This window comes from Gymnodinialimonas ceratoperidinii, from assembly GCF_019297855.1.
In the GTDB taxonomy this organism is placed as follows: Bacteria; Pseudomonadota; Alphaproteobacteria; order Rhodobacterales; family Rhodobacteraceae; genus Gymnodinialimonas; species Gymnodinialimonas ceratoperidinii.
In genome coordinates, this window is sequence record NZ_CP079194.1 from 2,641,555 (window position 1) to 2,655,650 (window position 14,096).

Genomic DNA, 14,096 nt, shown 5'->3' on the forward strand with positions numbered 1-14,096 from the left:
TCCATGTATGCCTACACCGATTTCGACCGTGATTTTCTGGCCGAGCGCAACGCCCAGTTCCGCGCCCAGGTGGAGCGCCGCATCGACGGCTCGCTCACCGAGGACGAGTTCAAGCCGCTGCGCCTGATGAACGGCCTCTACCTGCAATTGCACGCCTACATGCTGCGCGTCGCAATCCCTTACGGCACGCTGAACGGCGCGCAGATGCGGCAGCTGGCGATGATCGCGGACCGGTGGGACAAGGGCTATGGCCATTTCACCACCCGCCAGAACATCCAGTATAACTGGCCCCAACTGCGCGACGTGCCCGACATGCTCGACGCGCTCGGCGAGGTGGGGATGCATGCGATCCAGACTTCGGGCAACACGATCCGAAACGTCACGGCGGACCATTTCGCCGGTGCAGCCGCCGAGGAGGTTGCGGACCCCCGCCCCGTGGCCGAGCTGATCCGCCAATGGTCCACCGACCACCCGGAGTTCCAGTTCCTGCCGCGGAAGTTCAAGGTGGCGGTGACCGGCTCTGCCTTCGACCGGGCGGTGACGGCGGCCCATGACATCGGCTTGCGGCTGGTGGAGCGCAACGGCGAGATCGGCGCGATGGTGCTGGTCGGCGGTGGCCTTGGCCGCACGCCGATGATCGGCAAGGTGCTGGCGGATTTCGTCGCCTTCGACGACCTGCTGCCGTATCTGGAGGCCATCGTGGCCGTCTACAATCTGCTCGGCCGGCGCGACAACAAGTACAAGGCGCGCATCAAGATCACCGTGCACGAGAACGGCATCGACGAGATCCGCCGCCTCGTGGATGAGGAGTTCATCCCCCGCCGCGCCGCCTTCAACGGCGCCGACATGGCGCTGCTGGAGAAGATCAAGGCCGACTTTGCCGCGCCGGATTTCGTGGCCGGAAGCGGAGAGTTCGAGGCCCAATACGCCGACGACCCCGTTTTCCGCAGCTTCGTGGATACCAACGCGGTGGATCACAAGCACCCGGACTACACGATCCTGACCGTCTCGCTCAAAGCCCACGGCGCCACGCCCGGCGATGCGACAAGCGACCAGATGCGGGTTCTGGCGGATATTGCCGAGACCTATGCCCATGACGAGCTGCGCATCAGCCACGAGCAGAACGTGATCCTGCCGCATCTGCCCAAGCGCCACCTGCGCACGGTCTTCGACACGCTGGCCGAGGCGGGTCTTGCGACCGCCAACATCGGGCTGGCCTCGGACATCATCGCCTGCCCCGGCATGGATTACTGCGCGCTGGCCACGGCCCGCTCGATCCCCGTGGCGCAGCAGATCGCCACGCGTTTCGAGGAGCTGAAGCTGGAGCACGAGGTCGGGCCGCTGAAGATCAAGATCTCGGGCTGCATCAACGCCTGCGGCCATCACCACGTGGGCCACATCGGCATCCTCGGCCTCGACCGGGCGGGGGTGGAGAACTACCAGATCACCCTTGGCGGTGACGGTGGCCCCGATGCGGTGATCGGCGAGCGCGCCGGTCCGGGCTTTGCCTACGATCAGGTCGTCGATGCCATCGAACGGCTGGTGCGCGGCTATCTGGAGCTGCGCGAAAGCGCCGATGAAACCTTCCTCGACGCCTACAAACGTCTTGGCGCGGCGCCCTTCAAGGCCGCGCTCTACCCGGAGGCCAAAGCAGATGCCGCTTAAGGAACTCGCCGAACGCCGCACGCTCCTGCACCGCAAGAGCGATGCGCAGACGATCATCGCCCATGCCCTCGACGATCAGGCCATCGGCCCGGTCGCCATGGTCAGCAGCTTCGGCGCCGACAGCGTCGTGCTGCTGCACATGCTGGCGCAGGTGGACAAGGGGGCGCCTGTGCTCTTCGTGGATACGGAGTTCCTTTTCCCCGCGACGCTGACCTACCAGCGCGACGTGGCCGAGCATCTGGGGCTGACAGACATCCGCGTGATCAAGCCCTCCCGCGCCGCCCTGCTGGAGCGCGACGTGGACGGCATCCTGCACCATTTCGACCCCGACGCCTGCTGTGCATTGCGCAAGACAGAGCCACTGGAACGCGCTCTGGAGGGCTTCGGCGGTTGGATCACCGGGCGTAAGCGCATACATGGTGGCGCGCGGCAATCGCTGCCGCTCTACGAGAAGAACGCGCGCCGCATCAAGATCAACCCGCTGGCAGATTGGACGCAGACGATGGTGAGCGATTACATCGCCTCGCACGATCTGCCGCGACACCCGATGGTCGCTCAGGGCTTCCCCTCGATCGGGTGCCAGCCGTGCACGACGCCCGCCAAGGACGACGAGGATCCACGCGCCGGACGGTGGCGCGGACAGCAGAAGACCGAGTGCGGCATTCATTTCATCGATGGCGTCCCGCAGCGACGCGCGTCCTGAGACTTGTAAGAAAGGACCAGAAATGGCCCAGACGATTGTAACCGACACAGGCTTCGCGCCGGACGATTGGAATGGCTGCGCGGCCCCTCTGGCCGACGGGCTGCCCGCGAACGCGACCGCGGTGGACGTGGCGCCCTCGGACGACGTGACGCTCTTGGCGGATGCGTTAACGCGGTTAACCATGATCCGCATTGGCTTCCCCTCCTCCGCCGACGGGCGCGGGTTCACGCTGGCGCGCCGCCTGCGCGCCATGGGCTACCGGGGACGCCTGCGCGCGGATGGCCACGTGCTGGCGGACCAATACGCCATGGCCCGGCGTTCGGGGTTCGACGAGGTCGCCATCGACGCCGCCCTCGCCGCGCGCCAGCCCGAGGACCAGTGGCTCGCCCGCGCCGATTGGCGCGCCCATGACTATCAGGCCCGCCTGCGCGGCGCCTCGCTGGCCCGCGACAACGCGTCCAGGGCCACCGGGGTGGCGTGAGCGCCCTTTCCCTGAAACATATCACCGATTATTGCTAAGGAGCGGGCGCATCGATGCGCCCGAACATTGATGACCGAGCAAGCACCTTTGACCCAGACCGATGTCACGCCTGTGAAGGCGACCCCCACCCTGCCCGATGCGCAGACCGTTACCGAGGTCAAGCATTACACCGACCGCCTGTTCAGCTTCCGCTGCACCCGGCCCGCGTCGTTGCGCTTCCGCTCGGGCGAGTTCGTGATGATCGGCCTGATGGGCGAGCCGCACCCCGAGACCGGCAAGCAAAAACCGCTGTTGCGCGCCTATTCCATCGCCTCCCCCTCCTGGGACGAGGAGCTGGAATTCTACTCGATCAAGGTGCCCGACGGCCCGCTCACCTCGCGGCTGCAGCACATCAACGTGGGCGACCAGATCATCCTGCGGCCCAAGCCCGTCGGCACGCTGGTCCATGACGCGCTGATCCCCGGCAAGCGGCTGTGGTTCTTCGCCACCGGCACCGGCTTCGCGCCCTTCGCCTCGCTCCTGCGCGAGCCGCAGACCTACGAGGATTACGACGAGATCATCATCACCCACACCTGCCGCGAAGTGGGCGAACTGACCTACGGCCGCGACCTGATCGCAGCCCTGAAAGAGGACGAATTGCTCAACGAACTGATCGGCGAGGGTTTCTGGAAGAAGATCAAGTACTACCCGACGACGACCCGCGAGGAGAGCCCGAAGATGGGCCGCATCACCGACCTGATGCGCTCGGGCGAGGCCTTTGCGGACCTCGGCGTGCCGCCGCTTTCCCCGGAAACAGACCGCGCGATGATCTGCGGCAACCTCGCCTTCAACCTCGAGCTGAAAGAGATGTTCGAGGAATACGGGCTGGAGGAAGGCGCCAACTCCAGGCCCGCGCATTACGTGGTCGAGAAAGCGTTTCTCGACTGACGCGCGGCCTGCCGGCTGACGGCAAGCCATTGTTGGAACAATAAAAAACCCCCGCCGTGATGGCGGGGGTTTTCTTGTTTGGTAGCTTCGGGCTCGGGCTTATTCGATGCCGAGAGCCGCGCGCGCGGACTCGAGCGCCGAGCCCAGAAGTTCGGGGTTGTCGCGGGCCTGCTCCAGAGCCGTGGTGACGGCAAGGCGGACCGGCGCGGAGATATCGGCGTTCTCGACGGCCTCCAGCGCGGCATCGGCGTCGAAACCATCGATGGAGAAGAGATCCGCCAGACCGGCGGCGTCGACGGCCTCGGAAGCGGCCTCGGATGCATCGGCGGCGGCCTGCGTGGCGTCAGCGGCGGCTTCGGTCGCAGCGTCGGCGGCTTCGGTCGCGGCCTCGGACGCAGCCTCTGCGGCACCTTCGATGGTCTCCTCGGCAGCCTCTTCCGCGGCCTCGGTTGCAACGTCGGCGGCGTCCTGAGCGGCAGCGGCAGCGGCTTCGGCTTCTTCCGCCGCGGCGGCAGCGGCCTCTGCTTCGGCAGCAACATCCGCTTCAGCGGCAACCTCTGCTTCAGCGGCAGCTTCGGTCTCACCGGTGGCCTCTGCGTCGGCTTCCTCTTCGGCAGCCACTTCCTCTTCGCCAGCCGCTTCCTCTTCAGCGCCAGCTTCCGCTTCGGCAGCAGCTTCCGCTTCGGCGGCAGCTTCCGCTTCGGCGGCGGCTTCCGCAACAGCGGCGGCCTCAGCAGCGGCGGCGGCTTCCGCCGCTTCAGCTTCCGCTTCGGCGGCCGCTTCTTCCGCGGCAGCGGCGGCGGCGGCGGCAGCTTCGGCTTCCGCTTCGGCGGCAGCGGCCTCGGCTGCGGCTGCCGCTTCTGCAGCCGCTTCCTCGGCGTCGGTCGTCACATCCTCGACGGCGCCCTCAACGGCCTCGCCGGCGGCATCGACGGCAGGCACGTCGTCCTGGATCAAATAATAGCCGCCCACTCCGAGGGCTGCGAGAATAACAATGATAATAAGAGCACGGCTCATGTCAGGTCCCCACTGGGTCAATAGAAATCAACGCCTTGCGCTTACCCCGCGGTCCCGGCCCGCGCAATGGCGCAAATTCCCGCACAATCGACGCAAACACCCGATCCCGCCGTTATCCACCTTGAAGAACAGGGGGGAGAGCGATACATTTAGCTATCGAAATGAAGGCTACAAAAGGACAAACGCCATAGCCCGCAGACCCCATAACGCGCCGCCGCAACGAGATACCGGCCCGCGCGTAAATGACCGTATCCGTTCTGAATCCGTGCGCCTGATTGGTGCAGAGGGTGAAAACCTCGGTGTCGTGACACCCGCTCGCGCCATGGATCTGGCCGCCGAAGCGGATCTGGACCTCGTTGAAATCTCGCCGAACGCCGATCCGCCCGTGTGCAAGATCATGGACTTCGGCAAGTTCAAATACGAGACCCAGAAGCGCGAAGCCGAAGCTCGGAAGAAGCAAAAGACCATCGATATCAAGGAAGTGAAGATGCGTCCGGGTACGGACGATCACGACTTCATGCGCAAGGTCAACGATGCGGTCAAGTTCCTCGAGAACGGCGACAAGGTGAAAGTCACCCTGCGCTTCCGAGGTCGCGAAATGGCCCACCAGAACCTCGGCCGCGAGATGCTGGAAAAGGTTGTCGAGAACATCGAAGGCATCGGCAAGATCGAATCCATGCCCCGCATGGAAGGCCGCCAGATGGTGATGATGATCAACCCGGTGAAGACCAACTGATCCGCGCCTGACCCGCACAGAATTCAGAAAGGCGCGTCCCGATGGGGCGCGCCTTTTCTTTTCTCTCGCTCAAAGCCGAGCGGCGCGCGGGCACGTTTCACACGTGCCGCGTGCCGTGCCAGTCACGCTGCCGCGGACACAGCCCGTCCGGTCAACACCTTGATCAGATGCGCGCGGTATTCTGCACTCCCGTGCAAATCCGCGATCATGTCGCCCGCCGGTACACCGAGGCTCTCGACCGCCGAAGCCGAGAAGTCCCGGTTCAGGGCGTCTTCGGCTTCCGTCCAGCGAAACACCCCGTCAGACGACGCGCCGGTCACCGCCACGCGCACGCCCTCGGCGAATTTCGCCACGAAGACCCCCACCAGCGCAAAGCGCGAGGCGGGTTGCACGAACTTCTGGTAGTTCGACGCCTCGGGCACCGGGAAGCGCACTTCCGTGATGATCTCGCCATCCTCCAACGCGGTCTCGAACATGCCCTTGAAGTAATCATCCGCCGCAATCTCGCGCTTGTCGGTGACGATCGTCGCGCCCGAGGCCAGCGCCGCGGCGGGGTAGCAGGCGGAGGGGTCGTTGTTGGCGAGCGAACCACCGATCGTCCCGCGGTTGCGCACCGCCGGATCCCCGATCCGCGCCGCGAGCGAGGATAGCCCCGGATAGCTGCCGTCCGCCGCGACCGCGCCATGGGTCGTGGCCCCGCCGATGCAGAGCTTGCCGCCCTCGTGGCGGATCCCGATCATCTCGGAAATGCCGTTCAGGCTGACAAGGGTCTCCATCTGCGCCAGCCGCGCCTTCATGGTGGGGAGCAGCGTCTGCCCCCCACCCAGCGCCTGCGCCTCCTCCTGCGCGAGCGCTGATACCGCCTCGGCCACGGTGCCGGGTTTCACGAACTCGAAATTATACATTTCGTCTCCTTTCGGAACGCGCGCGCGCTCCTTCATCTTGGCAAATACAACTCAATCCCGACGCCGAACCTTGCTCCGACGCCGGCTCAATTCATCCCTGCATCGCGGCCCAGACCCGGCCCGGCGTCAGCGGCATATCGATATGGGTCACATGGCTGTGCCCGCCGCGTTGCAACGCATCCACCACCGCGTTCACGATAGAGGGCGGAGAGCCGATCGCCCCCGCCTCGCCGCAGCCCTTCACCCCGAGCGGGTTGTGGGTGCACGGCGTCTGGCTGGAGTGATCCACCTGGAACATCGGCAGATCGTCGGCCCTCGGCATGGTGTAATCCATGTAGGAGGCGCTCAAGAGCTGGCCGTTCTCGTCATAGGTGACATTCTCCAACAGCGCCTGTCCGATGCCTTGGGCCAGACCGCCATGGACTTGGCCCTCGACGATCATCGGGTTGATGACATTGCCGAAGTCATCCGCTGCGGCGAAAGAGCAGACCGTCACCTTGCCGGTCTCGGGGTCGACCTCCACCTCGCAGGCATAGGCGCCGGCGGGATAGGTGAAGTTGTTCGGATCGTAGAAGGCGGTCTCTTCCAGCCCCGGTTCGATCTCTTCCAGCGGGTAGTTATGGGGCACGTAGGCGGCAAGCGTCACGTCCCCCCAGGCCACCGACTTGTCGGTCCCAGCGACGCTGAAGGCACCGTCCTTGAGCTCGATATCCCCCTCGCCCGCTTCCAGCAGGTGCGCGGCGATCTTCTTGGCCTTGGCGATGATTTTCTCGGTCGCCCGCACCATGGCCGAGCCGCCGACAGCCAGCGAGCGCGAGCCGTAGGTGCCCATGCCCATCGGCGTATTGGCGGTATCGCCGTGGACGATCTCCACCTGGTCCTCGGGAATGCCGATCATGTCGGCCACCACCTGGGCGAAAGAGGTCTCGTGCCCCTGCCCATGGCTGTGCGAGCCGGTCATCACCACGAGGCCGCCGGTCGCATTCACCCGCACCGTGGCACTCTCGTAGAGGCCAGCCCGCGCGCCCAACTGCCCCACCAGTGCCGAGGGCGCGATGCCGCAAGCCTCGATGTAGCAGTTCACGCCGAGCCCGCGCAGCTTGCCGTTGCGCTCCGATTCCGCGCGCCGCGCCTCGAAGCCGTCACGGTCGATCATTTCCAGGAGCTTCGACATCGTGCCTTCGTAATCGCCGGTGTCGTATTCCACCGCCACCGGGGTGGCATAGGGGAACTCGGTGATGAAGTTCTGCCGCCGCAGCTCGATCGGGTCGACGCCCAACTCCCGCGCCGCCTTGTCGATGACGCGCTCCAATTGGTACGTCGCCTCGGGCCGCCCGGCGCCGCGGTAGGCGTCCACCGGCACGGTGTTGGTGAAGACTGCCTTCACGTTCACGTAGATATTCGGCGTCTTGTAGTTGCCCGCCATCAACGTGCCATGCAGCCAGGTCGGCACCGAAGGCGCGAAGGTCGAAAGGTAGGCGCCCATGTTGGCGTAGGTGTCGGTGCGGATCGCGGTGAAATTGTTCTCCGCGTCCAGCGCCAGTTCGATCTTGGTGACGTGGTCACGGCCGTGGGCGTCGGTGATGAACGCCTCGGACCGCGATGAGGTCCATTTCACCGGACGCCGGCAGGCCTTGGCGGCGAAGGTGCAGAAGGCCTCTTCAACGTAATGGAAGATCTTCGAGCCGAAGCCGCCGCCCACGTCGGGCGCCACGACCCGCAGCTTGTGCTCGGGGATGCCGAGCACGAATGCGCCCATCAGCAGCCGGATCACATGGGGGTTCTGCGAGGTGGTGTAGAGCGTGCTGTCATCGGTGCCGGTATTGTAGTCACCGACCGCCACGCGCGGCTCCATCGGGTTCGGGCTGAGGCGGTTGTTGACCAGCTCCAGCGTCGTGACATGGGCCGCGGCCTCGAAGGCCGCGTCGACCGCGGGCTTGTTCTCCTCCACGAAGCCCCAGTCGTAGCAGAGGTTCGAGCTCAGGTCGTCGTGCACCTTGGGCGCGCCGTCCTTCACCGCCTCTTTCATGTCGATAACGGCCGGAAGCTCCTCGATATCGACCTCGATCGCCTCGGCGGCGTTGCGCGCCTGCTCGGGCGTCTCAGCCACCACGGCAGCAATCGCGTCACCCACGTAGCGCACTTTGCCCTGGGCCAGCACCGGATGCGCCGGCTCCTGCATCGGCTCGCCGTGCTTGTCGGTCACCTGCCAGCCGCAGGGCACGCCGCCTACGCCTTCGAAATCGGCGCCGGTGAAGATCCGCACCACGCCCGGCATCGCCGCCGCCGCCGAGGTATCCACGCCGTTGAGCACACCATGCGCCACGTCCGAGCGCAGGAAATGCACATAGGCCTGTCCATGAAGGTTGATATCGTCGGTATAGCGCCCCTGTCCGGTCAGAAACCGAATATCCTCGCGCCGCTTTGAACTCGCACCGATGCCGTGATCCTTGGGCATGTCACTTCTCCCTGTTTCTCAAGCCCCGCCGCTCACCACCATGGGGAGCCGGTCCGGGATGACAGGGCCTCCCGCCCCGTCCGATATCCTGATATGCGCCGTCATTGCTGCCCTCCTAGGCACGGCGCATGGGTCACTCCGCCGCGACGGCTGCCACCTCCTGGCCAGAGGCCGCCATGATGGCTTTCACGATGTTGTGGTACCCCGTACAGCGGCAGATGTTGCCTTCGAGGTATTCGCGCACCTCGGTTTCCGTGGGTTTCGGATTGTCTTTCAGCAGCGCCGCCGCCGACATCACCATGCCCGCCGTGCAGAACCCGCATTGCAGTCCATGGTGGTCCTGGAACGCCTGCTGGATCACCCCCAGTGAGCCATCGTCGTTCGCCATGCCCTCGATCGTGCCGACCTCGGCGCCATCCACGTCCAGCGCAAGCGTCGTGCAGCTCTTCACCGCCTCGCCATTCACGTGGACCACGCAGGCCCCGCATTGACTGGTGTCACACCCCACATGGGTGCCCGTCATGCGCTGCCCCTCGCGCAGAAACTCGCTCAGCAGCGTCCGGCCCTCAACGTCCCCGGAAACGGACTTGCCGTTCACCGTCATCGTTACCTGGGTCATGAATTCCTCCCTTGGTGATTTTCTCCATCCAAGCACGAATTCGAAGATTAACAAACCCTAAGTTTCGCCCCGCGCCCGCGCTTTACACAGGTAGCGCCATGCTGCACTTGCAGCATTAATTCCAACCATTTCAGTAGGCTGCGCCGGAAGGCCCGCTTATCCCTGTCGCAAGACCTGCGTCACCTGCGCCATGATCGAGACGGCGATCTCTCCCGGCCCCCGTCCCCCGATCGCCAGCCCCACCGGTCCATGGATGCGCGAGATTTCAGCCTCCGAGAAACCCTCGGCCTCCAGCCGCGTCACCCTTTTGGCATGGGTCCGGGTGGAGCCGAGACAGCCGAGGTAGAACACCTCCGAGCGCAGCGCCCGCGCAATGGCGGGATCGTCGAGCTTCGGGTCGTGGGTCAGCGTCACGACACAAGTGCGCGCATCGAGCCCCAGAGCATCCAGCGCCGCGTCCGGCCAATCGTCCACGATCGTCTCGCCGGGAAACCGCGCCGCGGCCCCGAACGCTGGCCTGGGGTCGACGATCACCGGATCGTATCCCGCCAGCCGCGCCATGGGCACCAAGGCCTGGGCGATATGCACAGCACCCACGACGATCATGCGCAGGGGCGGGTTGTGGATGTGCACGAAGACATCCCCCTCCATCCCCGACTGATCCGTGCGAAAGCGCGCCGCGTGACCCTCACGTTCCACCGCGCGCGCGCCAGTCTCCATATTCACACAGTAAGCGACAGGGAGGCGCTGCGCCCGCGCCTCGACCAGTTGCGTGAGGTACTCTTCCATCGCCGCGACCGGCTCCAGCCAGACCTTGATGCGCCCTCCACACGCGAGCCCGACCGCGAAGGCCTCCTCGTCCGAGACGCCGAACTCGAGCATCCGCCCATCCCCCGAGCTGATCATCTCCATCGCCTCGACGACAACCGAGCCCTCCACGCAGCCCCCCGAGACAGAGCCCGCCATCTCGCCATCACCCGACACGGCCAGCTGAGCCCCCACCCCGCGCGGCGCGGAACCCCAGGTCTCCACGACCGTCGCAAGGACCGCGCTGCGCCCCTCCCGATGCCACGCCAATGCCACTTCCGGCACGCGCTCCAAGTCTGCCATGAGATCGCCTCCTCCCGCTCAGCCTAACGCCGCCCCGCGCCGGCACAACCCGCTCCTTCATCTTGGCCTTACAACTCCGGGGTTTGGGGCAGAGCCCCAAGTCGACCCGCGCCACATAGCACCCCACGTAGAAAAACACCCCGGCGTCTCCGCCGGGGTGTCCTGTCTCTTGGTCGCATTCTTGCTACGGCGTCAGTTCGCTTGTGCCGTCTGCAGCAGCGGCGTCACGCGACGCACGACCACACGGCGGTTGGCACGCTCGGCATCGAGCGTCTGAACCCGAAGGTCCGTCTCGCCATAGCCTTGCAGGACCATGTTCGCAGCCGGGACGTTGAACAGCTCCGACAGGGCCAGTGCAACGCTTTCCGCGCGGCGGTCCGAGAGCGTCAGGTTGTAGGCCGCAGAGCCTACCGCATCCGTGTGACCTTCGATCAGGAAGACTTCACTCGGGTCTTCCTCGATCAGCTCAGCCATCAACTGGCCCAATTCCAGAAGCTCTTCCGCTTCCGTGGACCGCACGGCAGCCGAACCGGTTTCGAAGTTGATGTTGTCCACCTCGATGGCCGGGGCAAGGTAGCGCACCCGGTCGATCTCGCGGACCTGTGCGAGGGAGAAGCCGCGGTCCACGACTGTGGCGTCCTGCAGGGCGGCCCGCAGAGCGGTAACATCGGTTTGCTCAAGGGTCACGTTGGCGGCCGGAGCGGGCTCGGGCAGCGTCTCGACGTTGACCGCCGCGAAGGACCGCGTGTCGTCGAAGAGCACGATCTCACGACCGTCCGTGCCGATGATGGAGCGGCGCAGCACACGCATCTGGGGCGACTGGATCGTCACGATCCGGCTGCCGTCAGGCTGCGTCACGATCGTACGGGTCGAGCCGTCCTCGAACCGCTGCGTCGTCACTTCGGAACCCGGCTGGCGCAAGATGACATCATCATCACGCAGGACCTGCAGGTTGCCACTGGGATCACGCACCACGATCCGGTCAGGCGCGGTGGAGACGACCTCGCGGTCACCGTTCAGCAGTGCGCCCACGACGAGGCCACCGGCAGCACCCAGAAGCGCGGCCTGGAAGTTGGTCAGGCCATCGTCGTCGTCGTCCGAGGCCTCGGCGGAGGCTTCCGCAGATGCTTCGGTACGCGGCTCTTCCTCAAAATCCTCGTCGGAACGACGGCTCGTGTCTTCGGTCACAACCTCGGTCGTTTCCTCGACGGCTTCACCGTCACCTTCAGCGGAGGCGGCCATGGTTTCCATCGGCTCACCGCTGGCCGCAGCCATGGCTGCGGCAGAGGGTTCTTCGGGCGTCTCGGGGTTCACGTCCTCTTCGGCCATGACCTCGGTCTCGCCTTCCGCGTCCGCCTCGGCGTCTGCGGTTTCCAGCTCTACACCGGATTGGGTTTCAGGCTCGGCATCCATCTCCAGTTCGACACCGCTCTGGGTGATCTCACCGGTCTCTGCCTCGGTACCCATGTCCGCGTCACCTTCAGCGGCAACAGCAGTTTCCGTTTCCATCTCGGTTTCGGCATCGCCTTCCAGCGCTGCTGCAACATCTGCTTCGGTTGCGGGCATCGCCTCTTCTGCTTCCGCAGCTTCGGTTTCGGCTTCCGCCTCAACGGCTTCTGCTTCCACCTCTACAGCTTCCGCCTCAGCCGCTTCGGCCTCTGCTTCCGCCTCTACTTCCGCTTCCGCTTCTGCTTCCGACTCTACGGTTTCAGCTTCGGCTTCGACGGTGGTCTCGACGGTTTCCGCAGTCTCTTCCACGGACTCCTCGACCGAGGTCACGGCTTCTTCGGTGGTTTCCATCACCTCTTCGGTGACTTCATCCGTCGCTTCCATGGTGTCCTCGACGGTGTCTTCCACGACATCGTCGGTGACGACATCCGTGTCTCCGCTGGCTTCTGCTTCAGCTTCGGCTTCCGCCTCGGCATCGGCTTCCGCTTCAGCCTGGAACAGCAGGCATTCATCTTCGCTGAGATCCTCGGGGCACTCGATCAAGGGCATGTCGCTCTCTTGTTCCTGTGCCGTCAGCGGCACGGTGGGAACAATAAGGGAAAGGCTGGCAACAAGTGCGGTAGTAGTAGCTAGTGAACGGCGCATAGCGTCCTCCAAGTGTTACGTTTCGAGCTATCAACGCTTGCTGGAGGGCGATGTTCCAAGTGCCGGCAAATGGAAGCGATATTCCGCTGATGCGTCTTACAGTGCCGCGAGGAGCCGAGCCTTCTCGCCCGGATCATCCGGCCGGGCGACGGCCTGGGCCAGCCCTTCCAGCGCGGCAATGTTGTGACCGGCGCGAAAGCTTGAGACATGGGGCAGCATCGCACGGATGCCTGCGGCTTTCGGGGCGAAACCATCCCACCGCAGCAGGGGATTGACCCAGATCACGCGCCGGGAAGAGAGCTGCAATCGTTCCATCGCGGCCGAGAGCCTTTCCGGCTCATCCCGGTCAAGCCCGTCGGTGATCAACAAGACGACGGCGCCCCGTCCCAGAACACGGCGGCTCCAATCGCGGTTGAAATCCTCAAGGCAGGCCCCGATCCGCGTGCCTCCCTCCCAGTCCTGCGCCTCGGCCCCGGCCGCGGCCAAGGCCGCATCCACGTCGCGCGCGGACATGTGGCGGGTGATGTTGGTCAACCGCGTGCCGAAGGTGAACGCATGGACCTCGGCCCACCCGGCCCCGTTCTGGTTGCTGACTGCATGCAGGAAATGCAGCACCGCGCGGGAATAGCTGCTCATCGACCCGGAGATGTCACACAGCGCCACCAGCGAAGGCCAGCGCTCGCGACGCGACTTGCGCGCGAATTCCACGACGTCACCGCCGCGCCGCATCGCCAGCCGCATGGTGCGGCGCCAGTCGGGCTGCGCGCCACTGCTGGCCGCCATCGTGCGCCGGGACACCAGCGGCGGCACGGCCAGCGTCATCTGCGCGATCAACCGTTTCGCCTCGGCCATCTCGGCCACTGACATCTGTTCGAAATCGAGCGTCTTCAGCCGCTCCTCCCGCGACATGGTCAGCGTCGCGTCGACCTCGATCTCGGTGCCTTCCTCGTCTTGCGGAAGATCCGGCAGATCCTGATCAACCCCGTGCAACAGTGCCTCGGCGGCGCGTTTCTCCGCAGGCTTTGTCGCGCGTTCCTCTGCGGCGCCGCGGACAGCGGGCAGCAACATCGACATCATGTGCTCCAGATACCGCGGGTCGCGCCAATAGAGCCGAAAGACCTGATCGAACGTCGCGAGATGCTCGGGCCGGGAGGTGAAACACGCGCGCAATGTGTAGTAGAACTCCGCCTTCTCGCTGAACCCCACCGCCGCCACGGCGGAGACGGCATCCGCCACCCGCCCCGGCCCCGCCGGCAAGCCAGCCACCCGCAAGGCGCGGGCAAAATGCGTGATGTTGCGGGTGAGTTGCGGATCGTCGGGCAGATCCAGGGGCGCGTATTCCATGGCGCTCACGAAAACGCCCCCGGCCTGACAGGTCAAG

The 14,096-nt window shown here is 65.3% G+C and carries 12 protein-coding genes; 5 read left to right on the forward strand and 7 right to left on the reverse strand.

From position 1 onward, the window contains the following. Window positions 1–3: 3 nt before the first annotated feature. The 4 genes from KYE46_RS12750 (at window position 4) to KYE46_RS12765 (ending at window position 3,776) form a co-directional block, all read left to right on the forward strand. Complete coding sequence (locus tag KYE46_RS12750) at window positions 4–1,665, forward strand: nitrite/sulfite reductase (protein WP_219000994.1); 1,662 nt, start codon at window positions 4–6, stop codon at window positions 1,663–1,665. After that, on the forward strand, window positions 1,655–2,368 hold the full coding sequence (locus KYE46_RS12755; protein ID WP_219000995.1) for a phosphoadenylyl-sulfate reductase: 714 nt from the start codon (window positions 1,655–1,657) through the stop codon (window positions 2,366–2,368). Before KYE46_RS12750 ends, KYE46_RS12755 begins: the two co-directional genes overlap by 11 nt. Before the next feature lie 22 nt (window positions 2,369–2,390). Next, window positions 2,391–2,849 carry a DUF934 domain-containing protein gene (locus KYE46_RS12760; protein ID WP_219000996.1) on the forward strand — a complete coding sequence of 153 codons (459 nt, stop codon included), beginning with the start codon at window positions 2,391–2,393 and terminating at the stop codon, window positions 2,847–2,849. A gap of 69 nt (window positions 2,850–2,918) precedes the next feature. Continuing rightward, the gene (locus KYE46_RS12765) at window positions 2,919–3,776 is read left to right on the forward strand and encodes a ferredoxin--NADP reductase (RefSeq protein WP_219000997.1); all 858 of its coding nucleotides are present in this window, start codon (window positions 2,919–2,921) and stop codon (window positions 3,774–3,776) included. Between the two features lie 99 nt (window positions 3,777–3,875). Here KYE46_RS12765 and KYE46_RS12770 read toward each other — a convergent pair whose 3' ends face one another. Then, entirely contained in the window at window positions 3,876–4,793 is a 918-nt protein-coding gene (locus KYE46_RS12770) for a translation initiation factor 3 (protein ID WP_219000998.1), read from the reverse strand. A 265-nt stretch (window positions 4,794–5,058) separates the two neighbouring features. Here KYE46_RS12770 and infC point away from each other — a divergent pair, with 265 nt between their 5' ends. Then, complete coding sequence (infC, locus tag KYE46_RS12775) at window positions 5,059–5,529, forward strand: translation initiation factor IF-3 (RefSeq protein ID WP_247716833.1); 471 nt, start codon at window positions 5,059–5,061, stop codon at window positions 5,527–5,529. A gap of 122 nt (window positions 5,530–5,651) precedes the next feature. Here the strand turns inward: infC and KYE46_RS12780 are convergent, their stop codons facing one another. The 6 genes from KYE46_RS12780 to KYE46_RS12805 all read right to left on the reverse strand — a co-directional run bounded on the left by KYE46_RS12780 (window position 5,652) and on the right by KYE46_RS12805 (window position 14,059). Continuing rightward, a complete protein-coding gene (locus KYE46_RS12780) occupies window positions 5,652–6,434 on the reverse strand; it encodes an FAD binding domain-containing protein (RefSeq protein ID WP_219000999.1) in 783 nt (260 codons plus the stop codon). Window positions 6,435–6,525: 91 nt separating this feature from the next. After that, a complete protein-coding gene (locus KYE46_RS12785; RefSeq protein WP_219001000.1) occupies window positions 6,526–8,892 on the reverse strand; it encodes a xanthine dehydrogenase family protein molybdopterin-binding subunit in 2,367 nt (788 codons plus the stop codon). 133 nt (window positions 8,893–9,025) lie between these two features. Continuing rightward, window positions 9,026–9,511 (reverse strand): (2Fe-2S)-binding protein, encoded by a 486-nt coding sequence (locus KYE46_RS12790; RefSeq protein WP_219001001.1) that lies wholly within the window; start codon window positions 9,509–9,511, stop codon window positions 9,026–9,028. Window positions 9,512–9,667: 156 nt separating this feature from the next. Continuing rightward, window positions 9,668–10,621: an XdhC family protein gene (locus KYE46_RS12795; protein WP_219001002.1), complete on the reverse strand. Its 954-nt coding sequence runs from the start codon at window positions 10,619–10,621 to the stop codon at window positions 9,668–9,670. A gap of 192 nt (window positions 10,622–10,813) precedes the next feature. Continuing rightward, the gene (locus tag KYE46_RS12800) at window positions 10,814–12,619 is read right to left on the reverse strand and encodes an OmpA family protein (protein ID WP_219001003.1); all 1,806 of its coding nucleotides are present in this window, start codon (window positions 12,617–12,619) and stop codon (window positions 10,814–10,816) included. Between the two features lie 192 nt (window positions 12,620–12,811). After that, window positions 12,812–14,059, reverse strand: coding sequence for a vWA domain-containing protein (locus KYE46_RS12805; RefSeq protein WP_219001004.1), 1,248 nt, complete (start codon window positions 14,057–14,059; stop codon window positions 12,812–12,814). Window positions 14,060–14,096: the final 37 nt, after the last annotated feature.